The organism is Arthrobacter sp. NPDC058130, from assembly GCF_042884475.1.
Taxonomy (GTDB): Bacteria; Actinomycetota; Actinomycetes; order Actinomycetales; family Micrococcaceae; genus Arthrobacter.
On record NZ_JBHVTV010000002.1, the window covers coordinates 717,039 to 739,206 of the forward strand.

General features: G+C 67.5%; 19 protein-coding genes. 10 read left to right on the forward strand and 9 right to left on the reverse strand.

From position 1 onward, the window contains the following. Positions 1-209: 209 nt before the first annotated feature. Positions 210-398, reverse strand: coding sequence for a hypothetical protein (locus tag ACFVTM_RS07455; protein ID WP_390202750.1), 189 nt, complete (start codon positions 396-398; stop codon positions 210-212). A gap of 748 nt (positions 399-1,146) precedes the next feature. On the opposite strand from ACFVTM_RS07455, the gene ACFVTM_RS07460 reads away from it, so the two are divergent. Both ACFVTM_RS07460 and ACFVTM_RS07465 read left to right on the forward strand, forming a co-directional pair. Continuing rightward, the gene (locus tag ACFVTM_RS07460; RefSeq protein WP_390202751.1) at positions 1,147-1,779 is read left to right on the forward strand and encodes a VOC family protein; all 633 of its coding nucleotides are present in this window, start codon (positions 1,147-1,149) and stop codon (positions 1,777-1,779) included. A gap of 58 nt (positions 1,780-1,837) precedes the next feature. Next, a complete protein-coding gene (locus tag ACFVTM_RS07465) occupies positions 1,838-3,295 on the forward strand; it encodes an AAA family ATPase (RefSeq protein WP_390202752.1) in 1,458 nt (485 codons plus the stop codon). 61 nt (positions 3,296-3,356) lie between these two features. On the opposite strand, the gene ACFVTM_RS07470 is transcribed toward ACFVTM_RS07465, so the two are convergent. Continuing rightward, positions 3,357-4,145 (reverse strand): GNAT family N-acetyltransferase, encoded by a 789-nt coding sequence (locus tag ACFVTM_RS07470; protein ID WP_390202753.1) that lies wholly within the window; start codon positions 4,143-4,145, stop codon positions 3,357-3,359. A gap of 174 nt (positions 4,146-4,319) precedes the next feature. Then, positions 4,320-6,896, reverse strand: coding sequence for an AMP-binding protein (locus tag ACFVTM_RS07475; protein WP_390202754.1), 2,577 nt, complete (start codon positions 6,894-6,896; stop codon positions 4,320-4,322). Positions 6,897-7,073: 177 nt separating this feature from the next. Here ACFVTM_RS07475 and efeO point away from each other — a divergent pair, with 177 nt between their 5' ends. The 3 genes from efeO to ACFVTM_RS07490 are packed head-to-tail and all read left to right on the forward strand — an operon-like array spanning position 7,074 to position 10,353. Next, complete coding sequence (gene efeO / locus ACFVTM_RS07480) at positions 7,074-8,264, forward strand: iron uptake system protein EfeO (RefSeq protein WP_390202755.1); 1,191 nt, start codon at positions 7,074-7,076, stop codon at positions 8,262-8,264. Then, positions 8,261-9,685 (forward strand): iron uptake transporter deferrochelatase/peroxidase subunit, encoded by a 1,425-nt coding sequence (gene efeB / locus ACFVTM_RS07485; RefSeq protein ID WP_390202756.1) that lies wholly within the window; start codon positions 8,261-8,263, stop codon positions 9,683-9,685. The genes efeO and efeB overlap by 4 nt, the downstream gene beginning before the upstream one ends. Next, positions 9,682-10,353: a hypothetical protein gene (locus tag ACFVTM_RS07490; protein WP_390202757.1), complete on the forward strand. Its 672-nt coding sequence runs from the start codon at positions 9,682-9,684 to the stop codon at positions 10,351-10,353. Before efeB ends, ACFVTM_RS07490 begins: the two co-directional genes overlap by 4 nt. Positions 10,354-10,371: 18 nt before the next feature. Here the strand turns inward: ACFVTM_RS07490 and ACFVTM_RS07495 are convergent, their stop codons facing one another. From ACFVTM_RS07495 to ACFVTM_RS07505, 3 genes are all read right to left on the reverse strand, one after another. Continuing rightward, a complete protein-coding gene (locus ACFVTM_RS07495; protein ID WP_390202758.1) occupies positions 10,372-10,905 on the reverse strand; it encodes a GNAT family N-acetyltransferase in 534 nt (177 codons plus the stop codon). A gap of 334 nt (positions 10,906-11,239) precedes the next feature. Continuing rightward, the gene (locus ACFVTM_RS07500; protein ID WP_390202759.1) at positions 11,240-12,565 is read right to left on the reverse strand and encodes a carboxylesterase family protein; all 1,326 of its coding nucleotides are present in this window, start codon (positions 12,563-12,565) and stop codon (positions 11,240-11,242) included. Positions 12,566-12,572: 7 nt separating this feature from the next. Continuing rightward, a complete protein-coding gene (locus ACFVTM_RS07505; protein ID WP_390202760.1) occupies positions 12,573-13,280 on the reverse strand; it encodes a FadR/GntR family transcriptional regulator in 708 nt (235 codons plus the stop codon). A 124-nt stretch (positions 13,281-13,404) separates the two neighbouring features. Between ACFVTM_RS07505 and ACFVTM_RS07510 the strand changes: the two genes are divergently transcribed. The 3 genes from ACFVTM_RS07510 to ACFVTM_RS07520 all read left to right on the forward strand — a co-directional run bounded on the left by ACFVTM_RS07510 (position 13,405) and on the right by ACFVTM_RS07520 (position 17,684). Next, complete coding sequence (locus ACFVTM_RS07510; RefSeq protein ID WP_390202761.1) at positions 13,405-14,805, forward strand: SLC13 family permease; 1,401 nt, start codon at positions 13,405-13,407, stop codon at positions 14,803-14,805. A 96-nt stretch (positions 14,806-14,901) separates the two neighbouring features. Further along, positions 14,902-16,155 (forward strand): CaiB/BaiF CoA transferase family protein, encoded by a 1,254-nt coding sequence (locus tag ACFVTM_RS07515; RefSeq protein ID WP_390202762.1) that lies wholly within the window; start codon positions 14,902-14,904, stop codon positions 16,153-16,155. Next, entirely contained in the window at positions 16,149-17,684 is a 1,536-nt protein-coding gene (locus ACFVTM_RS07520; RefSeq protein ID WP_390202763.1) for a carboxyl transferase domain-containing protein, read from the forward strand. Before ACFVTM_RS07515 ends, ACFVTM_RS07520 begins: the two co-directional genes overlap by 7 nt. A gap of 54 nt (positions 17,685-17,738) precedes the next feature. Here the strand turns inward: ACFVTM_RS07520 and ACFVTM_RS07525 are convergent, their stop codons facing one another. Both ACFVTM_RS07525 and ACFVTM_RS07530 read right to left on the reverse strand, forming a co-directional pair. Further along, positions 17,739-19,175, reverse strand: coding sequence for an MFS transporter (locus tag ACFVTM_RS07525; protein WP_390202764.1), 1,437 nt, complete (start codon positions 19,173-19,175; stop codon positions 17,739-17,741). Positions 19,176-19,299: 124 nt separating this feature from the next. Further along, positions 19,300-20,046 carry a biotin/lipoate A/B protein ligase family protein gene (locus ACFVTM_RS07530; protein ID WP_390202765.1) on the reverse strand — a complete coding sequence of 249 codons (747 nt, stop codon included), beginning with the start codon at positions 20,044-20,046 and terminating at the stop codon, positions 19,300-19,302. Positions 20,047-20,062: 16 nt separating this feature from the next. On the opposite strand from ACFVTM_RS07530, the gene ACFVTM_RS07535 reads away from it, so the two are divergent. Next, positions 20,063-20,452, forward strand: a complete 390-nt coding sequence (locus ACFVTM_RS07535; protein ID WP_390202766.1) for a DUF2177 family protein — start codon at positions 20,063-20,065, stop codon at positions 20,450-20,452. A gap of 15 nt (positions 20,453-20,467) precedes the next feature. Here the strand turns inward: ACFVTM_RS07535 and ACFVTM_RS07540 are convergent, their stop codons facing one another. Beyond that, a complete protein-coding gene (locus ACFVTM_RS07540) occupies positions 20,468-21,271 on the reverse strand; it encodes a thioesterase family protein (RefSeq protein WP_390202767.1) in 804 nt (267 codons plus the stop codon). A gap of 183 nt (positions 21,272-21,454) precedes the next feature. Here ACFVTM_RS07540 and ACFVTM_RS07545 point away from each other — a divergent pair, with 183 nt between their 5' ends. Then, positions 21,455-22,162, forward strand: a complete 708-nt coding sequence (locus tag ACFVTM_RS07545; protein ID WP_390202826.1) for an endonuclease/exonuclease/phosphatase family protein — start codon at positions 21,455-21,457, stop codon at positions 22,160-22,162. Positions 22,163-22,168 lie beyond the last annotated feature (6 nt).

Here is a 22,168-nt window from a genome sequence, read left to right on the forward strand (position 1 = left end):
CATGCCCAGACGCCACTCACGACGCCGGCCGCGGCAGCGCAGTTCCGCATCGACGAGCCGCAAGAGCTCGGACGTCGCGTCCCCGGCCGCCGGCTCGTGGCATTGCGCCAAGGCCTGCCGGAGTTGAAGGAGGTCGCCGGTCGGCACTTGAGGCCATTGCCGGAACGTGTAATAGATCCTGGTGATCGGGCGCTGAGATCCTGTACCGATCATGCGGCACCGCACCAACCGGACATCGACGACGGCCCGTGCAGGGAGCCGGGCAGGCCGTCTGCCGTGCGGGTACTGGTGCCTGAGGCTGGGAGCGGGGCGACGGCGCTGCGGGCAGTCAGGTGGCCGAACGCAACCGTCAGCGAGTCGGCGTAGGAGCTGACGGTGACATCGGTTCTGAAAGGCATGAGGCTGGGGCTCCCGCAACGAAGTGAGCGGCCTCTTCCTGACCAAATTCAGACTATCAATCGCACTTGCTGCATCAAAGGAAAAGAGAGTAACAATTCATATGCGACTTTTCCGAATCCCAAAATCGTTGCTCAGAATTTATCCCAGCTGGATCAGGGTCACAGGTTGGCCTTCGACTTAGGATCGTGGTATGGGTCGAGAGAGCGATTGTTCGAGGGGTCGCCCGTCGAATATCCGGCGCCGACAGCGCACGGCATATCGCGCTATCGGTCAGGGTCGGGTATCGCGGCAAGGGTCAGGCGCGTCGCAGGCTATGCCCCGTTGATACAGTTCTGTATCGGTCGCGGCGCTGACATCGAGGAAATGGCCACGGATCCCGAACGACTCATTTAGTTCTTGAGCGCGTTCGCCGCGCCGACGATGAATCGTTGTGTGCATTCGTCGCCTTGCTGTCCGGCTGGGCCCAGGATGAAGCAGCGGACGAGTCGCCGGCCCTGCAGCCTGTGCCGGAATCACCGACGGTCGGACAGCCCGCATATCACCGTCCGCGCAAACAACGCGAGCTGTCCCAGAGCGGTAAAGCCATGCGCCCGGCGCGTTCGGTCTTGCCCGAATGCGCCGGGTCGGGAAACAATGTTCCCGCCTAACCCTGCCCAGTCGAAAGGATTTGATCCATGACAGAGCGGGACTCCTCTTCAATCGGTGCATGGTCCCCTCTTCGGCTGGAGTTTCGACGAGGCGACGCCGATGCCATCCGGTCTCGACGGCTCCTACTACACCGCGCGGCTCCGCGGGAAGCTGGTCGCGGGCATCGGACAGGCGCCGCCGCTATCGCCTCCAGGGTGGATCACCCACGTCCGGGTGCACGACGTCGGGGAAACCTTGACTCGTGCCGAGCGTGCGGGCGGCAAGCGCCTGGAGCCGTTCGACGCCGGTTCCGACGCCCGCACGGCTGTACTCACCGACGCCACTGGCGTCCCTTTCTGCCTGCGGCAGGCAGGCGAGAACGACGGCGCAGAGCTGGCCAATGAGCCGAACTCCTGGGCAATGAGCTCGCTGCACACCACTGATCTGGGACAGGCCCAGGCATTCTACGGCGCACTGTTCGATTGGGAACTCGAATCGGTGCCGAACGCTCCCTTCTCGCTGTGGCTGCGCGCCGGCCGCGTCGTGGCGGCCGTGACGGCCACGGACGGCGTCGCGGTCCCGCCGCATTGGAGCGTCAATTTCGCCGTAAGCGACGCGGACGCCACCGCCCGGCACGCCGTCGCTCTCGGTGGCGGCATCTTGATGGCGCCCATGGACACACCGGGATTCCGCAGCGCCGTGATCCGGGACCCGCAAGGTGGAGTCATCGCGGTGAGCGCAACCACGGGATGAGGCTGCCCTTGCTGTTCTTGGCGTCAACACCCGATAGCGGTGCTGGTAGGGTCAGCCCATGGATGAAATTTTGGGGAAGTTCATCGACAATTTCGCGCGTTTGGTGGAGCTCGCGCAGTCCGGGCAGCATCGGGTGCAACGGGGAACCCAGTTGCTGACCACGCTCACCAACCATCTGGGTGTCCAGGCGGAATCAGTGGCTGTGGTGGTTGAGGAGATTCCGCCGCATCGCTTCGTGGACGCGGACATCCTGATGGCGGAACTCGCCGCAGAGGACCCGGAGTTCCGGCTCGTGGGCATCGGCGGCGGAGACCAGAGGCACCATCATTCGCTGAGCGACATGTTGCAGCAGTCCCAGTTATTCCCCCAATATCCCCTGTCTCAGCCGGACTACGCCAACCTCGCTGTCGGCCCGGACCAACAGCGGCAGGCCGTGGCACTGGGACTGTGGCTATTCAGCCACGGAGGCAGCCCAATCGCGGTGCTGCAGCGGGACGCCAACCCCCGGTATGGCCGACAGTCAGCGTCCCTTGAAGTTTTGGCCGACGCTACGGATAAGGCCGCACGCTTCCTCTCGGAGTTCCGCCGGCGGATGCAGCACCGCAGCGTGCTCAAGGGGCAGGTCATTTCGTTGGTGATGGGCGAGTATGGTCCTAGCGCGGCCGGGGTCACCTTTCACGCCCGTCCGGCCCTTGCCGCGTCCGATGTCATCCTGCCCGATGGTGTGTTGGAGAGAGTGTCGGACCACACCTTGGGTATCGCCGAGCACCGGGACTCCCTCAACAAGTACGGCCAGCACCTCAAACGCGGCGTCCTGCTCTATGGCAGGCCGGGGACCGGCAAAACTCACACGGTGCGGTTTTTGTTGAGTCGGAGCGAAGGTGTCACAGCGATCCTCCTTTCGGGGGGATCGCTCGCCAGAATCTCAGAAGCCGCCACCATGGCCCGGGCCCTGCAGCCCTCCATCGTCGTTCTTGAGGACTGTGATCTCATCGCCGAGGACCGCAGCTTCGGGCACGGACCCCAGCCGCTGCTATTCGAGGTGCTGGACGCCATGGACGGTTTAGCCAGCGACGCCGACGTGGCGTTCGTCCTCACCACCAACCGCGTTGACATGCTCGAACGCGCCCTGGCACAGCGTCCCGGACGTGTGGACCTGGCAGTGGAAATTCCCTTGCCGGCTCAGTCGGAGCGGGTCGCGCTGATCAAACTGTATGCCCGCGGTATTCCGTTCAGCCCGAACTCGATTGAAGATGCCGCAGTCCGCACCGAAGGCACCACGGCCTCGTTCGCACGCGAACTCGTCCGCCGGGCGGTGGTTGCCGGCGCATTGGAAAGCGCGCCTGTCGCGGACAATCATCTGGTGAAGGCTGTGGATGACCTGATGGCCGACAGTGCCGCCCTCACCCGAAGCCTCCTCGGCAGCCGTACCGGGGGCGATACCGGGGACAATGGAGGACCCTTCCCCGGGCCGCCAGCAGCTTCCTATCCCGGGGGTTTTTATCCCGGGAGCTAGGACAATACCCGGCTGAAATCCTGCCGGTTGCCAGCTTTCCCACCTGACGGGCGGGAAGGCGTCAGCGCCGCCAGCGGTACGGGGTGGTTGTTGACACCCGCAGCAACCCGTAGCGTTCCAGGATCGGCCGCGAGTAGTCAGTGGAATCGCTGTGGATGAGTTTCTTGCCCAGCGCCAGAGCTGCTCGAGCCCTGGCGGCGGTGACGGCCCGGTAGATACCCCGGCCGCGCCAGTCGGCACGCGTTGCCCCGCCCCAAATGCCCGCAAACTCCGTGTCCCGTACCGGCTCGAGGCGGCCCGCGCTAACGATCAACCCGTCATGTTCCGCTACCCACAGTTCCATCCCGTCGTCGCATGCCACGCGACGCAGGATTGCGTCGGCATTGCCGTCGGAAACGGAGTCACCGAAGACCTCGTCCTGCATGGCGCTCATGGCGCGGATGTCCCGTTCTTCGGTCACCCGCCGGAGGCTGATGCCCGGCGGGAGCGGCACCTCGACGTCCAATGCGGTGGCCGGCCCGATCATGATCGACTCGGACTCATCAGGCTCGAATCCGCTCTGGAGCAGGGCCTCGTGGAGCCCGGGCGCATGGTCGTGACCCCGGGTTTTCCATTCAACCCTTACGATTTCGGGATCGTCGCAGTAATAGGCGAGCGCCTCGGCCACCCACTGCGCGATCGTCTGGGCGCTGGCCCCGTCGAGGTTCTGATACGTCACGAAGCCCCTGCCCCCGGGGAAGGTCACCAGGCGCAGCGGGCCAAGTCGCTCCACGGCGATGGCACTGGGAGTCTCCGCATCTGTGCGGAGTTGCTGGTCGTAGGCAAGGAGAAGTTCTTCAGAAAGAGTCATCGGAACCCACCGTACAGGGTCCGGATTCGGTCCTGCCGATAGCGGCCAGATGTTTTGCGAGCGTATTGACTCGTCGCCCAAACATGGCACGGGCGCGGACCACCGCATGGTCTTCGACGAACTGGGTGCGGGCGGCGTCCTGGCGTTCCATCCTCCCGGAGGGTCATTTCCTTCCTAGGCAGGAACCTCGCGTGAGGCCGGCTGCGACCCTCCGGCGGCGGCGGCCTTGGAGCGCGCCCGCCGCCGGTTGAGTGTTCCCACCACACGCATGCACAGCGCCCAGTAGGCCACCCCGACGGCGAGCGAGACGGCGACGGCCAGCGCGGGGCTTATCTCGGCCAGCGGCGGGTAGACCAGCCAGTGCACCAGGTATGCGTAGAGGGAGGCGCTGGCCAGCACCACAGTGAGGCGGCGGAAGCCCGTCGGCACCGGGATACTGGGCAGCCAGATGAGCAGCAGGATTCCGACCAGGAGCGTCCACTCCCGGCTCGCGTTCTCAAAGAATCCCGGAACGGTCAGTGCGGCCATGGCCGAGACCAGGCAACGCTGGGCAATGGTCCGGGACCGCGCGATTGCCCACCCGAGTGCGAAGAGCCAGAGGGCGGGCGCCGTGTGCGGCACTCCGGGGTTGACCAGCTCATAGCGTGTCAGGAGCCCCAGACCGGTCAGCGCCAGCGGAAAGAGCAAGGGGAAGCGCCGCTCGGCACGGTCCGCCCACGGAATGGCCAGCAGCGCCGTCGCTGCCACCAGCAGGTAGATAAGGACTTCGATGAACCAGAAGTGCCATTGGGTGGTCACCGCCTCGGGCCCGAGGATGGCGTTTAGCAGCAGGATATTGACGGGCGTGTACTTGTCAGTAACCAGGTAAGCCAGCGCGATGAACGCCATACTCGGCACCACAATCCTTGCCACGCTGGCCAGCTGCCGCCGCAGCCGCGGGATGCGTTTCCCGGCGAGCTGGAAGCGCGCGAAGTTGTAGCCGGCCACGGCCATGAGCACGTGCGCAGCACCCTGCCAGCTGAACAGGCCGACGTGCGTGCTGACGATCAGGACGATCCCCACGGCCCGCAGCACGATGCTCGTTTCAAGCGGCGCAAAGAACCGCCGCCGCTTCCGGACCGGGGCAGCCTGGGGCCGCGGTTCCAGGTCCCGGACCGGAGTCACGTGCCAGTCCGGCGGGAGGTGGCCCAGGGCCTGTTCGAGCCGGACCGAGGCGGCCACGTAGGACAACGAGTCCCCGCCCAAGGAGACGAAGGTGTCGCCGTCCCCAATCTCGGCGCACTCCAGGGCATCCTCGAAAATCTTCCGGACGCTGTCCTCAGTGCCTCTGTCAGGAGAGCCGCCTTCCTTCGTCGGCTCAGGTGCCGGCCCTGGCTTTGGCCCCGACAGGGCCAGGACGGCCTGGTAGTCCAGTTTGCCCGTGGGCAAACGCGGGAGATGCTCGACGGCGTGTACCTCAAGGGCCGCGCGCGGCAGGCCCACGCCCTGGGCGAGAACCTTGGCCAGCAGCTGCGTGTCCTGGTCCCCTTCAACGGCGACAACGACGCCGTCGTCCGTCCCCGCGCTGGCCGCCTGCACACCGAGGTCCGCCAGGAGCCGCTCCACCTGGCCCAGGTCAACGCGCAGTCCCACGATCTTGACGAACCGGCTGCGCCGGCCCACGACTTCGTAGACACCTGCCGGGTGCTTCCGGGCAAGGTCGCCGGTGCGGAGTTCGGTGATGGTCCGGCCCGCGGCAAGGTCCGCCGGGCTCTCGGCATAGCCGAGCATGACGTTTGGGCCGGTGTAGACGAGCTCGCCGTCCTCCAGACCCGGCACGGAGTCGATGCGGAACGAACCGCCGGGCACCGGAATGCCAACAGCACCCGGGGCTTCGGCCGCCAGCTCCGGAGGGAGGTACGCCATGCGGGCTGTCGCCTCGGTCTGGCCGTACATCACGAACAATTCCCAGCCGTTGCGGCGGCCCAGCCCGGCGTATTTCCTCACCGCTTCCGGCGCCAGCCGGCCCCCGGCCTGGGTGATGTAGCGCAGGCTGGGCAGGTCCATTTCGGCGAACCCGACCCTGTCCAGCAGTTCAAAGGTGTAGGGAACGGCCGCCAGGGAAGTGGCCCCACGGCGTCGAAAGAGTTCCCAAAAGCATGGATCAACCACGGAGAGGTCAGTGAGCACCAGTCCGGCACCGCGGAGCAGGTAGCTGTTGATCACGGACAGGCCGTAGCAGTAGGACATGGGCAGCGTCGTCGCGGCGCGGTCATCCGGGCCGATCAACAGGTACTCGGAGATCGACTGGGCGTTGGACTGCAGGTTGGTGTGCGAGAGGCGAACGAGCTTGGGTGAGCCCGTGGATCCGGACGTACTGAGCAGGAGCGCCAGGTCCGGATGCAGCTCATGGCGGGTGCCGGCCCGGCGCTCCTCGAGCACCGTCCGCCCGTTCCCGGGCCGCATCACGACATCGGGGTCGTAGGCCGCCACCATGGATTCCAGGGCGGCCGGTTTGTCCTCGGGCAGGAGAATCAGGGGGTGTCCGCCCACCAGGGCAGCCAGGTAGGCCACTATCGAATCGAGGTCGTTGGTCGCGGGCAGCGCGACGAGGCGCCGTTCAGTGCCGAGCCGCAGAGCCAAAGCATCGACGCGCTCTGCCAGCTCCCGGTAGGTCAGTGAATGGGTGTCCGTGAGGATGGCGGGCCTGTCCCCGTAGCTCGCAAGATCGGCGGCAAAGGGCACCCGCTTGAAATCAAGCTGCGTGGTCACCCGACCATGTTATTAGATTAGGCTTACCTAATCAAAATTAGGGTATGAAATGTTTGCGTAATCGTCCCGAATGAGTATTCTCCTTATTTAGGTGCCCCTAACTCAGGGTTTCTTCAACGGCGTCGCTGGGGAAATCCACCCCGCCACGGAACCGCCCCACCGACCGAAGGACTCCCCATGCCCAGTATCACCCTGCCCAAAAACACTCCGCGATTCCGGAGAGCGCTGGCCCTGGCGGCGGCGGCGACCGCCGCTCCACTGGCCCTGGCCGGCTGCACGGACAACGCGAAAACCCTGGCCGCAGCGGACGGAACCATCCAGGTCACCAGCACCCAGACCGAATGCAAGATCTCTACCGGCCAGGTCCCCAGCGGCCACCTGACCTTCGCCGTCACGAACGACGGAACACAGGCGACAGATTTCTATCTCCTGGCCGAGGACGGGCTGCGGGTCATCGGCGAAGTGGAGAACATCGGCCCCGGACTGAGCCGCAACCTGGTGGTCACGGCGGCTGCCGGCAAGTACACCACGGCCTGCAAGCCCGGAACGCAGGGCGACGGAATCCGCGCAGGCTTCGACGTCACCGACTCCGGAACGAATCCCGCCGTCGACGCCGGCCTGCAGGAACTGCTGGAGACCGGCACGCGGCAGTACACCGCGTATGTGAAGGACCAGACCAATCAGCTGGTGGACGGCACGAAGGCGTTCGCGGAGGCCTACGCCGCCGGCGACGCGGCGAAGGCCCGCGGACTCTACGCCGCCACCCGCATGCACTGGGAACGCATCGAGCCGGTGGCCGAGTCGTTTGGGGACCTTGACCCCAAGCTGGATGCCCGCGAAGCCGACCTGGAGCCGGGCCAGGCGTGGACCGGCTGGCACCGGGCCGAAAAGGACCTGTTCCCGCCCGCCGGCTACGCCCCCCTGACAGTGACGGAGCGCGCTGCCCTGGCCAAACAGCTTGTTGCGGACACCGAAGACCTGGCCCAGCGGACGCGCAAGGTGGAACTCACCGCGGACAAGATCGGCAACGGTGCCAAGGAACTCCTGGACGAAGTGGCCACCGGCAAAGTCACCGGCGAGGAAGAAATCTGGTCCCACACCGACCTCTGGGACTTCCAGGCCAACGTTGACGGAGCCCGGATCGCCTTCGAAAGCCTCAAGCCCGCGCTGCAGCGCAAGGATCCGGCCCTGGCCGACGCCCTTGAGGCAAAGTTCGCGGCCCTGCAGACCGGGCTCAAGCAGCACTCCGCCGGCGAGGGCTTCGCCTACTACAACGAGCTCAGCCAGGCCCAGGTCCAGCAGCTCGCTTCCCTGGTGGATGCCCTGGGCGAGCCGCTCGCCAAGCTCACCTCGGCGGTAGTCCTGTGAGCGGCTGCCCCTTCAGTGGCGGCCCCGGGCACAGGCGCGACGGCGGCGCACCGGAGCCCGCAGCCGCTGCCGGACCGCCTGCATCTGACGGACCGCCGGCCGCCGGCGACTCCGCCAACCGCGGGCTGTCCCGCCTCGGGATGTCTCGCCGCGGACTCTTGTCCCTCGCAGGCGCCGGCGGCGCGGGCGCCGTCGCCGGACTGGCGGCAGGCTTCCTCGGCCATGACGCCGTAGAGGCAGCGGCGGCTCTGGCTGCGGCGGCCCCGCCTGCGGCGCCGGAGGACATCGTCCCCTTCCACGGCGACCGCCAGGCAGGCATCGTCACGCCGGCCCAGGACCGCCTTCACATTGCAGCTTTCGACGTCGTCACGGAGGACCGCGCGGAGCTCCTCCGGCTCCTGAAGGACTGGACCGCGGCTGCCGCGGCGATGACCGCCGGCCGCAGCACGGGCAGCAGCGGCGCCGTCGACGGCCCCTACGATGCGCCGCCGGAGGACACGGGCGAGACGCTGGACCTTGGGGCCGGAAAGCTCACCCTCACCTTTGGATTCGGCGCGGGCCTGTTTGAGAAGGACGGCAAGGCCCGCTTCGGCCTGGACGGCCGGCGCCCGGACGCCCTGATCGACCTGCCGCACTTCCCCGGCGATGACCTTCAGCCGGGGCGCACCGGCGGTGACATCGTGGTCCAGGCCTGCGCCGACGACCCGCAGGTGGCCGTCCACGCGATCCGGAACCTGGCGCGGATCGGATTCGGGCAGACGCGCGTCCGCTGGTCGCAGCTGGGGTTCGGACGGACCTCCTCCACGTCCCGGGCCCAAACCACGCCGCGGAACCTCTTCGGCTTCAAGGACGGCACCAGCAACCTCAAAGCCGAGGACACCGCCCTGCTGGACGAGCACGTATGGGCAGGTCCGGGGACCCGCCAGGGAGAAGCCTGGATGGCCGGCGGCACGTACCTCGTGGCGCGCAGGATCCGGATGCACATCGAAATCTGGGACCGCACCTCACTGCGCGAACAGGAAGGCCTGATCGGCCGCACCAAAGGCTCGGGCGCCCCGCTCTCGGGCGGCGCGGAATTCACCTCCCCCAACTTCGACATCACGGGCAGCGGCGGCGAACCGCTGATCCCGCTGGACGCCCACGTCCGGCTCGCGCACTCGAGCCGGAACGACGGCGTCAAGATGCTCCGGCGCGGGTACAACTACACGGACGGATCGGACGGCTTGGGCCACCTCGACGCCGGCCTGTTCTTCATCGCCTTCGTCACGGACCCCCGGACCCACTATGTGCCCATGCAGCTGGCCATGGCGAAGGAAGACACCCTGGCCCTGGAATACCTCAAACACACCGGTTCGGGCCTGTTCGCGGTTCCCCCGGGAACAGCGGCGGGAGGCTTCATCGGCGAAGGGCTCTTCGCATGACGGCGGCCGTCACGGACGCCGGGCGGCCGCCCGGCAGCGCCGCGACCGGCGAACCTCACAGCACGGAAGCCAATGGCACGGAGATGCCGGGACCCGGCAGCACCGGGCCCGGCCGACCGACCGGAAAGCCCGCCCTGAAGCTGGTGCTGCTGGGAGCGGGGTGTTCGGCGGGGTGGCTGGCATCCGTGCTGGTCGGCGGGTTCCTCGACCCTGGAGCTGTGGTCCACCGGATCGCCCTCGCAGCCCACATCCTGGCCCTCGTGATGTCCTTCGGGGCCATCCTGGTGCTGGACTGGGTCGGCCTGCTGTGGCTGCTGGGCCGACGCGACGTCCACGACACCCGACGGCTGGATTCCGCCGCGCAGCCGCTGATCTGGGCCGGGCTGGCCATCCTGCTCATCTCCGGGGCCCTGCTGCACCCCGACCTGTCCGGCCCTCCGACGCAAGTCAAACTCGTGAGCATCCTGCTCCTCATGCTCAATGGACTGGTCCTGACCCGGACCATGAAGCAACTGCACCTGCTGCCGCCGGCAACGCTGTTCACCGCAATGGCAGCCGGGCTGCGGGCCCGCTTGCTCGCGGCTTTGTGCATCTCGCAAGCCTGCTGGTGGACTTCCGTGCTGGTCGGCCTGCTCAACAGCACCCTGCGGCGCTGGACCGCGGGATGAGGCCAGTGGGTCCTTTGGTTACCGCGAGTGGGGGAAGGTCCGGCTGTGCCGGTTCTCGGATACAGGCGGATCGAATCTGGGGTCTTCCAGGGTCGCTCCGTCGTCGAGCCAGCCGCGCTTGTTGTAGAAACTGATGGCTCGATTGTTGCCAGCCGCCACCCAGAGGAAAGCCCGCCGGTAGCCGCGTTCGATGAACATTTGTTCGGCGGCCGCAAACAGGATGGAGCCTGCGCCCTGTGCCCACCAGTCCGGATGCACATTGATCGCGTGGACCTGGCCGGTTCCGGTAGCCGTGTCACCAGTAGCGGGACCGAGGATGGCGAAGCCCACAACCTCGTCGCCGCTTTGGACGACGAGGTGGAGAGTCCCTTCCCTGGGCTCCAGGATGTTTCGGCGCCACGCGGTTGCTGCGCGTTCAGCGTCGAGACCGTCGAGGTACTCATCGGTCATGACTCCGCGGTAAGTAGCCCGCCATGCTGCAATGTGGATCTCGGCCAGCCGCGCGGCATCATCTTCGGTCGCTGCCCTGACGCTCATCACCGGAGGGCTCATGGTGCCGAATCTAACAGCTGAGGTCACCGATGCCGTGCGGCGCGCACGAGGCGGCGGGCGAAATAGCTGATGACGACGAGGCTGACTGCGACAAGGAGCCACGGGCCCGCCGGTCAAGGACCGGGCCGCTGATGCAGGTGCTGACGGCGTCTGACTCCGCCGCGTAGTCGATGCACTCGCCTGTCCGAAAGCCGACTAACAAGGCGTCGACCGCAAAAGCGAGGACAATGGCCACCACCCAGGTCCACCTCCTGGGTGGGGGAAGCTGGGGCGTCTGCGCCACGACCCCACCTCCTCAACTGGCCGAAAACCATAGCTCGCCCCCCACAGCGGTTCAGACCGAGCGGTACCGGAGTGAGCCGGGAATCTCGCCCCGGGACCCCAGGCCCTCCCCATAGGCGAACCGTGCCCAGAGTGCCCGCATCGCCCGGCCGTGGGCATGGATGTCGTCCCAGGAGGCACCCGCCAGCAGCCCGGCACCCTCCCAGGTCCGTTGGTGGCCGAACAGCAGGGGCAGGTCAACGGTATGCGCGGCGCCATAGAGGTTCCCCGGTGCACGCCAGGACAGCACGTAGCGGTGGGCCCGTCCTCCCGCGCGCACATGCCGCTTGGCAAATTGCCTGCTCGCTTTGCCGTACACCAGTTCGGTGACCACCCACGTGACTGCTTTCAGGACTGCGCTGCCGACGACGGGAATCCTCGCCACGCGGCTCAGCTGCGGGCTTCGCGGCAGAAACAGCCGGGCCTCCTCCGCCGTATGGCCGATCAGGATGTCGATCCCGGGCGCAGTGGCATTCCAGGCACCGTCCAGCTCGGATTCCTTGGGCAGGGGTGAGTGCCCGTACTGGATGCCGAACGGCATGGCAGCCATCAGCCCGAACTTCCGGGCCGCCCGCGCAACGTCCTCCTCGAGGGCCACCACGTCCATCGCCGGGGTGGCCTCGGTGACCGCTTCCGCGGCGGCGCCCATGACGGCGTTCATTTTTTCCCGCCCCCGGGTGATGCCCAACGGGGCACTCTGAATGATGGCCCGCTGGAAGAGCGACGCTGCGTCCGGCGTTGCCATGAGGTGCGCGACGGCGTCGCCCCCGGCGGATTGCCCGAACGCGGTGACCCTGCCCGGATCGCCGCCGAACGATCCAATGTTGCGCTGCACCCAGCGGAACGCCTCGAGCTGGTCCAGCAGACCCAGGTTGGCGGGCCGCCCGGTGCTGGTGGACAAATATCCGAACAGGCCCAGCCGGTAGGTCACCGAGACCACAATGACGCGGGTTTCGGCAACCAGTGCCGCCGGGTCGAAAATCGCCAGGTCCCCGGAGCCTGAGGTGTAGGACCCGCCGTGCAGCCACACCATCACCGGCAGCCGCTCACCGCCGTCGAGGTCGGCAGGCAGGGTGACGGAGAGGCGTTGGCAGTGCTCGTCGCCGGGGAGTTCGCCGTAGCGGGTGCCGAGCACGTCGTCCAGGAAGGGCACCGGGGCCTGCGGGCACGCCGGAGACAGGGAGGTCGCCGCGAGCACCTCGGACCAGTCGGGCGCCGGTGCAGGCGGCTCAAACCGCTCCGCGGTGGCATAGGGAATGCCGGTGGCACGCACGACGGCGCCGTCGCGCCATCCGGTGATCGGGCCACACGGCGGCTCGAAGGAAAGATCCACGTTCATACCCGGCTCAGTTGTTTTTCAGCAGGGCAACATCGGAGACAAGATCGATGTGTTCCAGCATCGCCGCCGCGGCCGCCGCCGAATCCCGGGCCCGGATCGCGTCTGCGATCTTGCGGTGGGAGGCCAGCGACTGCTCCGGCCGGCCGGGCTGTCCGAGGGATTCGAGCCGCGTTTCCAGGACCATTCCGGCAATGAATGTCATCAGCTGTGCCAGGACCGCCGAGTGGGCCGCGGCTGTGACGGCCTGGTGGAACAGCTCATCGCCGCGCGCACCCCGGTCGCCCGAGGCAACCTCGGCCGCCATCCCGTCAAGCGCGCGATCGATGGCATTCATGTCCTGCTCTGTGCGCCGGGCCGCGGCCAGCTCGGCAAGCTTGACCTCAAGCGTGCTCCGCGCCTCAACGATCTCGGGCAACCGGCTGCGGTGCTCGCGGAGGCCCTTGATCACGGAGGGAACGTTGGGCCGGTAGACCAGCACCGCTCCGGTGCCGTGCTGGACGTCGATCACGCCGAGCACTTCCAGGGCCACCAGGGCCTGCGCCAGCGTTGCCCGCGAGACCCCCAGCCGCTCAGCAAGCTCCCGCTCCGCCGGCAGCGTGTCGCCGGGACCCAGCTGCGCGGACTCGATGAAGTCCATGATCTGCTCCACCAGCTGCTCATAGAGCCGGGGCCGCGAAACGCGGGAAATCTGATGCGTTGCCGCCTGCTTTGCCATGCACGTCCTTCCAGCCTGTCCTGACCCCTAAGACTACCGGAGAACTATTGACAAAGACACCTAGTGTCTAGGAGGCTAGGCCACTAAGCCAGCTTGACACCCACTTTGATCCGGAGGAACAACGATGTCCGCTCCCGTCCTGTCCATCATCATCCTGGCGGTGATGTTCCTTCTGGCCACTGTGCTGCCGCTCAACATGGGCGCGCTGGCCTTTGTCGGCGCGTTTCTGCTGGGCTCGGTGGTGCTGGGGATGTCCACCAACGACATCCTGGCCAACTTCCCCGGCGGCCTGTTCCTGACCATCGTCGGGGTGACCTACCTGTTCGCCATCGCGCAGAACAACGGCACCATCAACCTGCTGGTCCGGGGCGCCGTGCGCCTGGTCGGCAGCAAGGTGGCCCTCATTCCGTGGGTCATGTTCGCCATCACCGCGGTGATTACCGCCGTCGGCGCGCTCTCCCCGGCCGCCGTCGCGATCATCGCGCCGATCGCCCTGAGCTTCGCCGCACGGTACAAGATCAACCCGCTCATGATGGGCATGATGGTGGTCCACGGCGCGCAGGCCGGCGGCTTCTCCCCCATCGCCGTCTATGGCGTCACCGTCAACGGCATCATTGCCAAGACGGAGCTGCAAGCCAGCCCCATGGCGATCTTCCTGGCCAGTTTCCTCTTCAACCTGGCCATCGCGCTGGTGCTGTTCATCGTCCTCGGCGGCAGCAAGCTGCTGTCTACCCCGGGCGGGCGGCTGGTGGAACAGGCCGCCGAACAGCGGATGTCCGTCAGCGTGGGGGCCCGCGCGGCAGGAGTAACCCTGCAGGGCTCCGGATCCGACATCTCGGCCGCCGGCGTCTCGGCCGGGATCCCGGCCACCGGCATCTCGGCTGCAGGCACTCCGGGCGGGACGCCCGCGGCCGGCACGCGCCGCGCCTCCGTGCCGCAGCTCATCACCATCCTTGGCCTGATCGCCCTCGCCGTCATCTCGCTCGGCTTCAAGGTGGATGTCGGCTTCGTATCGATCACCATCGCAATCGTCCTTGCCCTCGTGTCCCCGGCGGCGCAAAAGGGCGCCGTCAACAAGATCAGCTGGTCCACCGTCCTGCTCATCTGCGGCATGCTCACCTTCGTGGGCGTCCTCGAAGAAGCCGGCACCATCGCGTTCGTGTCCAGCGGGGTCGCGGACCTCGGCATGCCCCTGCTCGCCGCCCTGCTGATCTGCTACATCGGCGCCGTCGTCTCGGCCTTCGCCTCCTCCACCGCCATCCTCGCGGCCCTCATCCCGCTCGCGGTGCCGTTCCTGGCCACCGGCGAGATCGGCGCCGTCGGCGTGATCGCCGCCCTGGCCGTGGCCTCCACGATCGTGGATGTCTCGCCGTTCTCCACCAACGGCGCCCTGGTCCTGGCCAACGCGCCGGAGGACGTGGACAAGGACCGGTTCTACAAGCAGATCCTGGCGTACAGCGGCATTGTGGTCGCCGTCGGACCGGCCGTCGCCTGGCTGGTCATGGTGGTGCCGGGCTGGATGTGACCGCTGGATGTGACCGGCACACCAACCAACCGCGCAAGCACACCCGCGGCCACACCGCGCGTACCTGCAAAGACCAACCAGAGAAGGAACAGCCCCATGAGTACAGAACCCACGCCCGACGTCGAAGGCCCCCTGACCGGCTACCTCGTGGTGGACCTGAGCCGTGCCCTGGCAGGCCCGCATGCCGCGATGATGCTGGCCGACCTCGGCGCGCGGGTGATCAAGGTGGAGAACCCCGGCACCGGAGACGACACCCGCGGCTGGGGCCCGCCGTTCGTGGGCCCAGAGGATGATCCGCAGGCCACATACTTCCTGTCCTGCAACCGCAACAAGGAATCCATTGCGCTGGATTTGAAGAGCGACGACGGGCGGGTCGTTCTGCGGGAACTGCTGGTACGCGCCGATGTGGTCATCGAGAACTTCCGTCCCGGCGTCCTGGACCGTCTCGGATTCTCCGCCGCGCAGATGCACGAACTGAATCCGGCGCTGGTGGTCCTTTCCATCACGGGATTCGGACACGACGGGCCAGAATCCTGGCGCAGCGGCTACGACCAGATCCTGCAGGGCGAGGCCGGCCTGATGTCCCTGACCGGGTCCGGGCCGGACGACCCGCAGCGGGTCGGGGTCCCCATCGCCGACCTCCTCTCCGGCATGTACGGGGCGTTCGGCACCCTGGCCGCGCTGCTGCAGCGTGGGCGCACCGGCCACGGCCAGATCGTCCGCACGTCCCTGCTGGCGGCGCTGATCGGGGTCCACGCCTTCCAGGGCACCAGGGCCACTGTTGCCGGGGAGGTTCCGAAGGCCCAGGGCAACCACCACCCCTCGATTGCCCCCTACGGTTTGTTCCACTGCCGGCAGGGCCGGGTCCAGATCAGCGTCGGCAGCGAAAAACTCTGGCGCATGTTTGCCGCCACGTTCGGGGTCGACGCCGAGCGGCCGGAGTTCGCCACCAATGCGGACCGGGTGCGGAACCGAGAGAAAGTCATCGAGGAAGTAGAGCGGGTGTTCTCCGATTTCGAGGCCGGGCCGCTGCTGCGCAAACTCAACGACGCCGGCATCCCCGCCGGCAAGGTCAGAACCCTGGACGAGGTCTACGCATGGGACCAGGTCCGCTCGCAGGGCCTGGTGATCGACGTCGAGCACAAAATCCTCGGCAGCGTGAGCCTGCCCGGTCCCCCGCTGCGGTTCTTCGGCCCCGCCGGGACCGCCGAAACGACGCTCACCGCGCACACCGCCCCGCCGCTGCTGGACCAGCACGGTCAGAAGATCCGGACGTGGCTTGGCCTGACAGCCGCCAACGGCGCCGGCCCGGAATCCGGCCTGGACAAAGAAGGTCGCGCGGCATGCTGACGGAGCAAAAGGTCCGGCACCTGGATGCCACCGAACTCATCGCCGCCGTCCTCGACCCCGGGTCCTACCGGAGCTGGGACGCCCCCGTCACAGACCCTGGCCCGGACCCGGAGTACCGGCAGGAGCTGGCCGCCGCCCGGGAAAAGACCGGCGTGGACGAATCCGTCCTCACCGGCGAAGGCCTCATCCGGGGCCGCCGGCTGGCCGTCATCATCAGCGAATTCCGGTTCCTCGCCGGCTCCATCGGCCAGGCCGCGGCCGAACGCATCGTGCACGCCGTCGAACGGGCCACCCGCGAAGGCCTGCCCCTCCTCGCCGGACCCGCCTCGGGCGGCACCCGCATGCAGGAGGGAACCATCGCGTTCCTCTCCATGGTCAAGATCAGCGCCGCGGTCCGGACGCACCGGAAGGCCGGGCTGCCCTACCTGGTCTACCTGCGGCATCCCACCACGGGAGGCGTCATGGCCTCGTGGGGATCCCTCGGCCACATCACCGCCGCCGAGCCCGGGGCCCTGCTCGGCTTCCTCGGACCCCGGGTCTACGAGGCCCTCCACGGCATGCCGTTTCCGGAGAACGTCCAGACGGCAGAGAACCTCTTCGACAAGGGCCTGATCGACGCGGTGGTCCCGCCCGTGCAGCTGTCCGACGTCGTCGACCGCGCCCTGGGCATCCTGGTCACCGGCCCCCACCCGCCGGTCGCCGCTCCGGCGACGCTGTCCGTGAAGCCGTCCGGGGCCGGCGCCTGGGAATCGATCGGCATTTCCCGCAGTCCCCGCCGCCCCGATGTGCGCCAGCTGCTGGCACACGGGGCCCGGGACGTGCTCCCGCTCAACGGCACCGGCCAAGGCGAAAAGGACCCCGGCCTCCAGCTGGCCCTGGCCCGTTTCGGCCAGGAATCCTGCGTGGTCATCGGCCACACCCGGCCCAGGCCGACGCGGCCGACGGGCATGGGACAGTCGGCGATGGGGCCGGCGTCCCTCCGGGAGGCCCGGCGCGGGATGCGCCTGGCCGGGGAACTCGGGCTGCCGCTGGTCACGATCATCGACACCGCCGGCGCGGCCCTGTCCCAGGAGGCCGAGGAAGGCGGCCTGGCCGGGGAGATCGCGCGCTCCCTGCATGACCTCATCGGACTCAACGCACCGACTGTGTCCGTGCTGCTCGGCCAGGGCGCCGGCGGCGGGGCACTGGCCCTGCTGCCCGCGGACCGCACCATCGCCGCCCAGCACGCCTGGCTGTCTCCGCTGCCGCCCGAAGGCGCCAGCGCGATCGTCCACCGGAGCACGGACTTCGCCCCGGCCATGTCCGAGGCCCAGGGCGTCAACGTCGCTGCCCTGCACGCCAGCGGCCTCGTGGAGCACATCGTGGACGAACGCCCCGATGCCGCGCTCGAGGGGCAAGCCTTCTGCCGGCGGCTCAGCCGGGCCATCGAATACGAACTCGCCACCCTCTCCCGCACCGGACTCAACGAGCTGCTCCCCCGGCGGCTCGAAAAATACCGCAAGCTGGGTGGCCTCGACCGGAGGTGGTAAGAGACGGGAGGGACCGGGGACGGGCTGGGCCTGCCCTTCAGCAGGACTTCTGGGTTACGGTCGCGCGGCGGCGTAGGCCTGTTTGACGGCCTTGGTGGCGGGCATTCCGATCACGGCGACGACCGTGAACACGGCGCAGACCAGGACGGCCAGGAACACGGCCGCGGAGGCCGCCACGATGGTGCGGGGATCCGTGTCGCCGTGCGGGGTGCCGGCGTAGACCGCGTTTGCTATCGCCCCGAAAACGGCGACGCCGATGGCGCTGCCGATCGACCGCGCGAACAGGTTGGTACCGGTGACCACGCCGCGCTCATTCCATTCGACGCTCGACTGTGCGGCAATGAGGGTGGGGGTCGCGACGAGCCCGAGTCCCAGCCCGACGATGAAACAACTCCCCGCGACCACCGCGATGTTGGGTGAGGTGGCGGTAAGGGCAAGGACCGCGGTGCCAATGACGGTGATCGTGACGCCGATCAGGGCAGTGTTCCGGAATCCGATCCTAAGATATAGGCGACCCGATTGGGAGGCACTGATCGGCCAGCCGATGGTCAGCGCCGCCAGGGCGAGCCCGGCCAGGATCGGGGAGGTTGAGAGGGCTCCTTCGAGGAAGGTGGGAACGTAGGAGGTAAGGCCCAGCATGACCGCTCCCACGCCGAAGGAGATCATCGCCGTCGTCGCCAGCAGCCGCCGGGACACAACCCACGGCGGCAGGACCGGTTCCGCCGCCCGCCGCTCGGCGAGGATGAACGCGGCGAACAGTACGGCGCCGCCGGCGAACACCGCGTAGCTGACGGCGGAGTTCCAGGCCCAGGCCTGGCCGCCTTCGAGGGCGCCGAGGATGAGCAGGGTCAGTGAGGTGGTGAGCAGCCCCGCCCCCAGATAGTCCACCCGGTGCTTGACGCGCTCGATGTTCTCGTGGAACGACCGGGTAAGCATCCACCCTGCCACCAGGCACAGCGGGATGTTGACGAGGAAGATGCCACGCCAGATCCCGAGTGCGGCAAACACTCCACCGAGCGTCGGGCCGACTACTGAGGAGACCGCCCACACACTCGCCAGGTAGCCCTGCACTTTTGCCCGCTCGGCCAGCGTGTAGATGTCGCCGGCGATGGTGATGGCCATGGGCTGGACGGCTCCCGCGCCCAGGCCCTGCACCACGCGGAAAGCGATAAGCACCGGCATGCTCCACGCCACGCCGCACAGGACCGAGCCGAGCAGGAACAGGCCAATGCCGATCAGCATGATCGGCTTGCGGCCGATGGTGTCGGAGAGCTTCGCGTAGACGGGTACCGAGACTGCCTGGGCCAGCAGATAGGCGGAGAAAAGCCACGGGAAGGACGTGAACCCGCCAATGTCATGCACGATCGAAGGCACCGCTGTCGCCACAATCGTCGCGTCGATCGCCACCAGGCCCGTCGAAAGCATCAGGGCGATGAGGACAGGTCCGCGTTTGGAGCGGAAGCCAACTCCCTCGGCAGGCGTTGTTGTCACGTGGCCTCATTCCGTCGGCGCCCACAGGGCGTTGAGTGCAGAACCGCTTCCGGCCCCGACTGCATAACTGAGTTGTTCACCATAACGGCGCCGGCCGCTGGATTAGTCCCGGATGCGCCCAGCCCTAGAGCAGGCTCGGGAACTCCGCGTAGCTGAGCGGGGCGTAGCGCCCGTACGCGGCGATCACCGCGGCCTCAACGGCATCGACGTCGAGGCCTGGCACGAGGTCATCGGCCGCGCCCGCCGTCGCCGCGTCCCATTCCAGGCCAAGGGCGGCGTAACTGGCCTCCAGGACAGCGCGGATCGGGGCGGAGTCCGCCACCACGATCACGGAGCTGAAAAGCCAGCCGCCGGCAACCACCCGCTGTGCGGTCCCGACGAGTTTTATCCGCCGCTCGGGGAACTGCGGGTCGCTGCCGTGGACGCTGAACTCGCCGGGGCAGTATTCCCCCGGGATCTCACCGACGCCGGCCTCCACGCCGGCGTCGCGCAGTGCCCCGGCGAGGAGTTCGCCAAAGCGCGAAAACCGCCCCTTGGCCCCCGCGATCGCGTCCGCATCAGGCTCCAGGTGATCGATGACGAGCGTTCGCTCGTGGTACGCCGCCGCCCGGCCGCCTGCCTTCCGGACGAGCGGCTCGAAGCCCAGTTCCCTGCAGGCCTGGGCGGCAGCGTTGAAGCCGGGCAGGTGCGTGTCGCGCTGCCCGAAAGCGACTGTGGGCACCGGCCGGTACAGACGCAGGGTGGGGCCCAAGGAACCGGTCTTGACCTTCTGGAGGAGCCCGAGCGCGAAGTCGAGGTCGGCAGCGGCACCAAGCGATTCCGGCTGCCGCACCACCGTCAGTGTCCGGGCCTCGGCTGGCGCCTGCGGCATGTTGTTATGCTCCCTTATGGTCATTCTGGAATTCCTCGTCGTAGCCGCCGCGTTCGCCGTCATCGACGCCATCTGGCTCAAGGCGATGAGCCCGTTCTACCGCCGCCAGATCGGTGACCTGATGGCCAGCAGGCCCAATCTAGGGTACGCGGTGGTGTTCTACGTGATCTACATTGCCGGGATCGTGTTCTTTGCCCTGACGCCAACGCTCGACGGCGGCAGCTGGCTGAGCGCCGCGGGCTACGGTGCCGCCCTGGGCGTGTTCGCCTATGCCACCTACGACCTCACGAACGCCGCCACCCTCAAGATTTGGCCCTGGCCGCTGATAGTTGTCGACATCCTCTGGGGCGCCGCGCTGACGGCGCTGGCCACGCTGGCCGGCTGGCTCGTCTTCCACACGAACTAGGGCCATCCGCACGAACTAGGATTTTCGCAGCGTCAGGATTTGTTCCGCGCGGCCGAACGGGCCCGTGAGGTCATGGAGCACCGTGGACGTCAACCCGATCCCGTCGGTGCCGAAGGATACTTCGTTGTCCAGCCCCAGCCATTCGCCCTCCGGCTGCCGGTACATGTGGATCTGCAGGTCCAGGTTGGGGAAGGCGTAGCTGCCCTTGCCCGGCGGGACACGGGCGGCAATGCCGTTGGCCGTGTCCACCAGGCCGACCAGCCGGGCGACGTCTCCGCTGTCTGCCCGGTCCGTCAGCGGATGGTCGGTGTGCAGCCACACCGTTCCCGACCCCGCCCGGTGGCCCTCGGCGATCCGCATCTTCAGTGAAGCGATATAGCCGCCGGGCCAGACACGGGCGGCGTCGTACGGTTCGCAGTCCTCCGGCGCCGGGATCCGCGGATCCTCAAAAGCCGCGATGGCGGCGGTGTCCGAGGTAATCATCCGCCACGCCGTGGCGCGGATGGCCGTGCGGCCGGCGGCGACGAGGTCGGCCTGGACCAGTTCGATGGTCCGGCCGGGGCGGAGCGTAGAGGTCACGATCTCGAACTCGCCGCCGGGGATCAGTCCGAGGATTTCATAGCTGAGCCGCGCCATGCGCATGTCCTCGCGGGGCTCATGTCTGGCCAGGCAGTCGGCCATGAGCCCGGACGCGGGGGCCATGTGCTGCTCGTGTTCGTTCCAGGCGCCCTGGGCGTGCACCGTGGAGCGGAACCGTCCGCCGCCGAGCACTTCATAGTAGAAATCGCCGTCGGCAAGTTCCGGTAGTACAACAGTCAACGTCCGCCCTTTCGCATGGCTGATGATTCCAGAACACACTATCCCTTCGGGCCGGCGGCCTTTCACGGCCAGGACGCGTGGCAGCCGCAAACACTTCCGGGTCAATAGTCAGTGTTCGGACAGCCGGACTGGGTAGACTCGGTCAGAGCTTACGCAACTATCATCCGAAGAGGTGCTCCCCTGATTCGAGTCATCAGCTACAACCTCCGCAAGCACGCGGCCAGCGGTGAGCTGGTCGATCTGGCCGGCGATTTCGAGATTGACGCTTTGTGCCTCCAGGAGTGCGATACCGAGGACCTGCCGGACACCATCGGCGACCTCCACCTGGCCGACGCCACCCGGGGAAACCGGCTGGGCCTGGCCATCTACTACCGCAAGGACCGCTTCACCGCCTACGACACCCAGACGTTCGCCTTGAAGAAGTCCCTCCACGACCGCGTCCTGGCCCCCGCACACGAACGGCTCATCGGCACCCGCGTGACCGACAATGAGACGGACCACGAACTCGTTATCGCCTCCTTCCACGCGGCGCCCCTGACGGCATCTAACTCCCTGCGGCGCAACCAGATCCACGCCGCGCATGCCGAGCTGCTCAGCATGGGTGGCGGCCTGATGTCGCTGATGGTGGGCGACTTCAACTACCCCTTCTTCACCAAGTCCCTGACGGCGCAGATGAAGGACGCCGGCTACGACCTCACCATGAGTGACCGCCGGACCTACACCCGGTACAAGGTCTTCAAGGGCCACTTCGACTTCGCCACCTCCCAGGGGCTGGAGATCGAAAGCGTCGAGACGTTGCCGCGTGGCGCCTCGGACCACCTTCCCATCCTGATCACTGCCGAATACGGCCAGGAAGCATCCGGAAACGGTTCGGAGCCGCAGGCCTTGTAGCGGGGG

Coding starts and splice junctions, on each gene's coding strand:
- ACFVTM_RS07490 (WP_390202757.1), top strand. CDS start 9,682: ATGACGGCGGCCGTCACGGACGCCGGGCGGCCGCCCGGCAGCGCCGCG.
- ACFVTM_RS07520 (WP_390202763.1), top strand. CDS start 16,149: ATGCTGACGGAGCAAAAGGTCCGGCACCTGGATGCCACCGAACTCATC.
- efeO (WP_390202755.1), top strand. CDS start 7,074: ATGCCCAGTATCACCCTGCCCAAAAACACTCCGCGATTCCGGAGAGCG.
- ACFVTM_RS07535 (WP_390202766.1), top strand. CDS start 20,063: ATGGTCATTCTGGAATTCCTCGTCGTAGCCGCCGCGTTCGCCGTCATC.
- ACFVTM_RS07500 (WP_390202759.1), bottom strand. CDS start 12,565: ATGAACGTGGATCTTTCCTTCGAGCCGCCGTGTGGCCCGATCACCGGA.
- ACFVTM_RS07455 (WP_390202750.1), bottom strand. CDS start 398: ATGCCTTTCAGAACCGATGTCACCGTCAGCTCCTACGCCGACTCGCTG.
- ACFVTM_RS07470 (WP_390202753.1), bottom strand. CDS start 4,145: ATGACTCTTTCTGAAGAACTTCTCCTTGCCTACGACCAGCAACTCCGC.
- ACFVTM_RS07530 (WP_390202765.1), bottom strand. CDS start 20,046: ATGCCGCAGGCGCCAGCCGAGGCCCGGACACTGACGGTGGTGCGGCAG.
- ACFVTM_RS07510 (WP_390202761.1), top strand. CDS start 13,405: ATGTCCGCTCCCGTCCTGTCCATCATCATCCTGGCGGTGATGTTCCTT.
- ACFVTM_RS07495 (WP_390202758.1), bottom strand. CDS start 10,905: ATGAGCCCTCCGGTGATGAGCGTCAGGGCAGCGACCGAAGATGATGCC.
- ACFVTM_RS07515 (WP_390202762.1), top strand. CDS start 14,902: ATGAGTACAGAACCCACGCCCGACGTCGAAGGCCCCCTGACCGGCTAC.
- ACFVTM_RS07460 (WP_390202751.1), top strand. CDS start 1,147: ATGCCATCCGGTCTCGACGGCTCCTACTACACCGCGCGGCTCCGCGGG.
- ACFVTM_RS07505 (WP_390202760.1), bottom strand. CDS start 13,280: ATGGCAAAGCAGGCGGCAACGCATCAGATTTCCCGCGTTTCGCGGCCC.
- ACFVTM_RS07465 (WP_390202752.1), top strand. CDS start 1,838: ATGGATGAAATTTTGGGGAAGTTCATCGACAATTTCGCGCGTTTGGTG.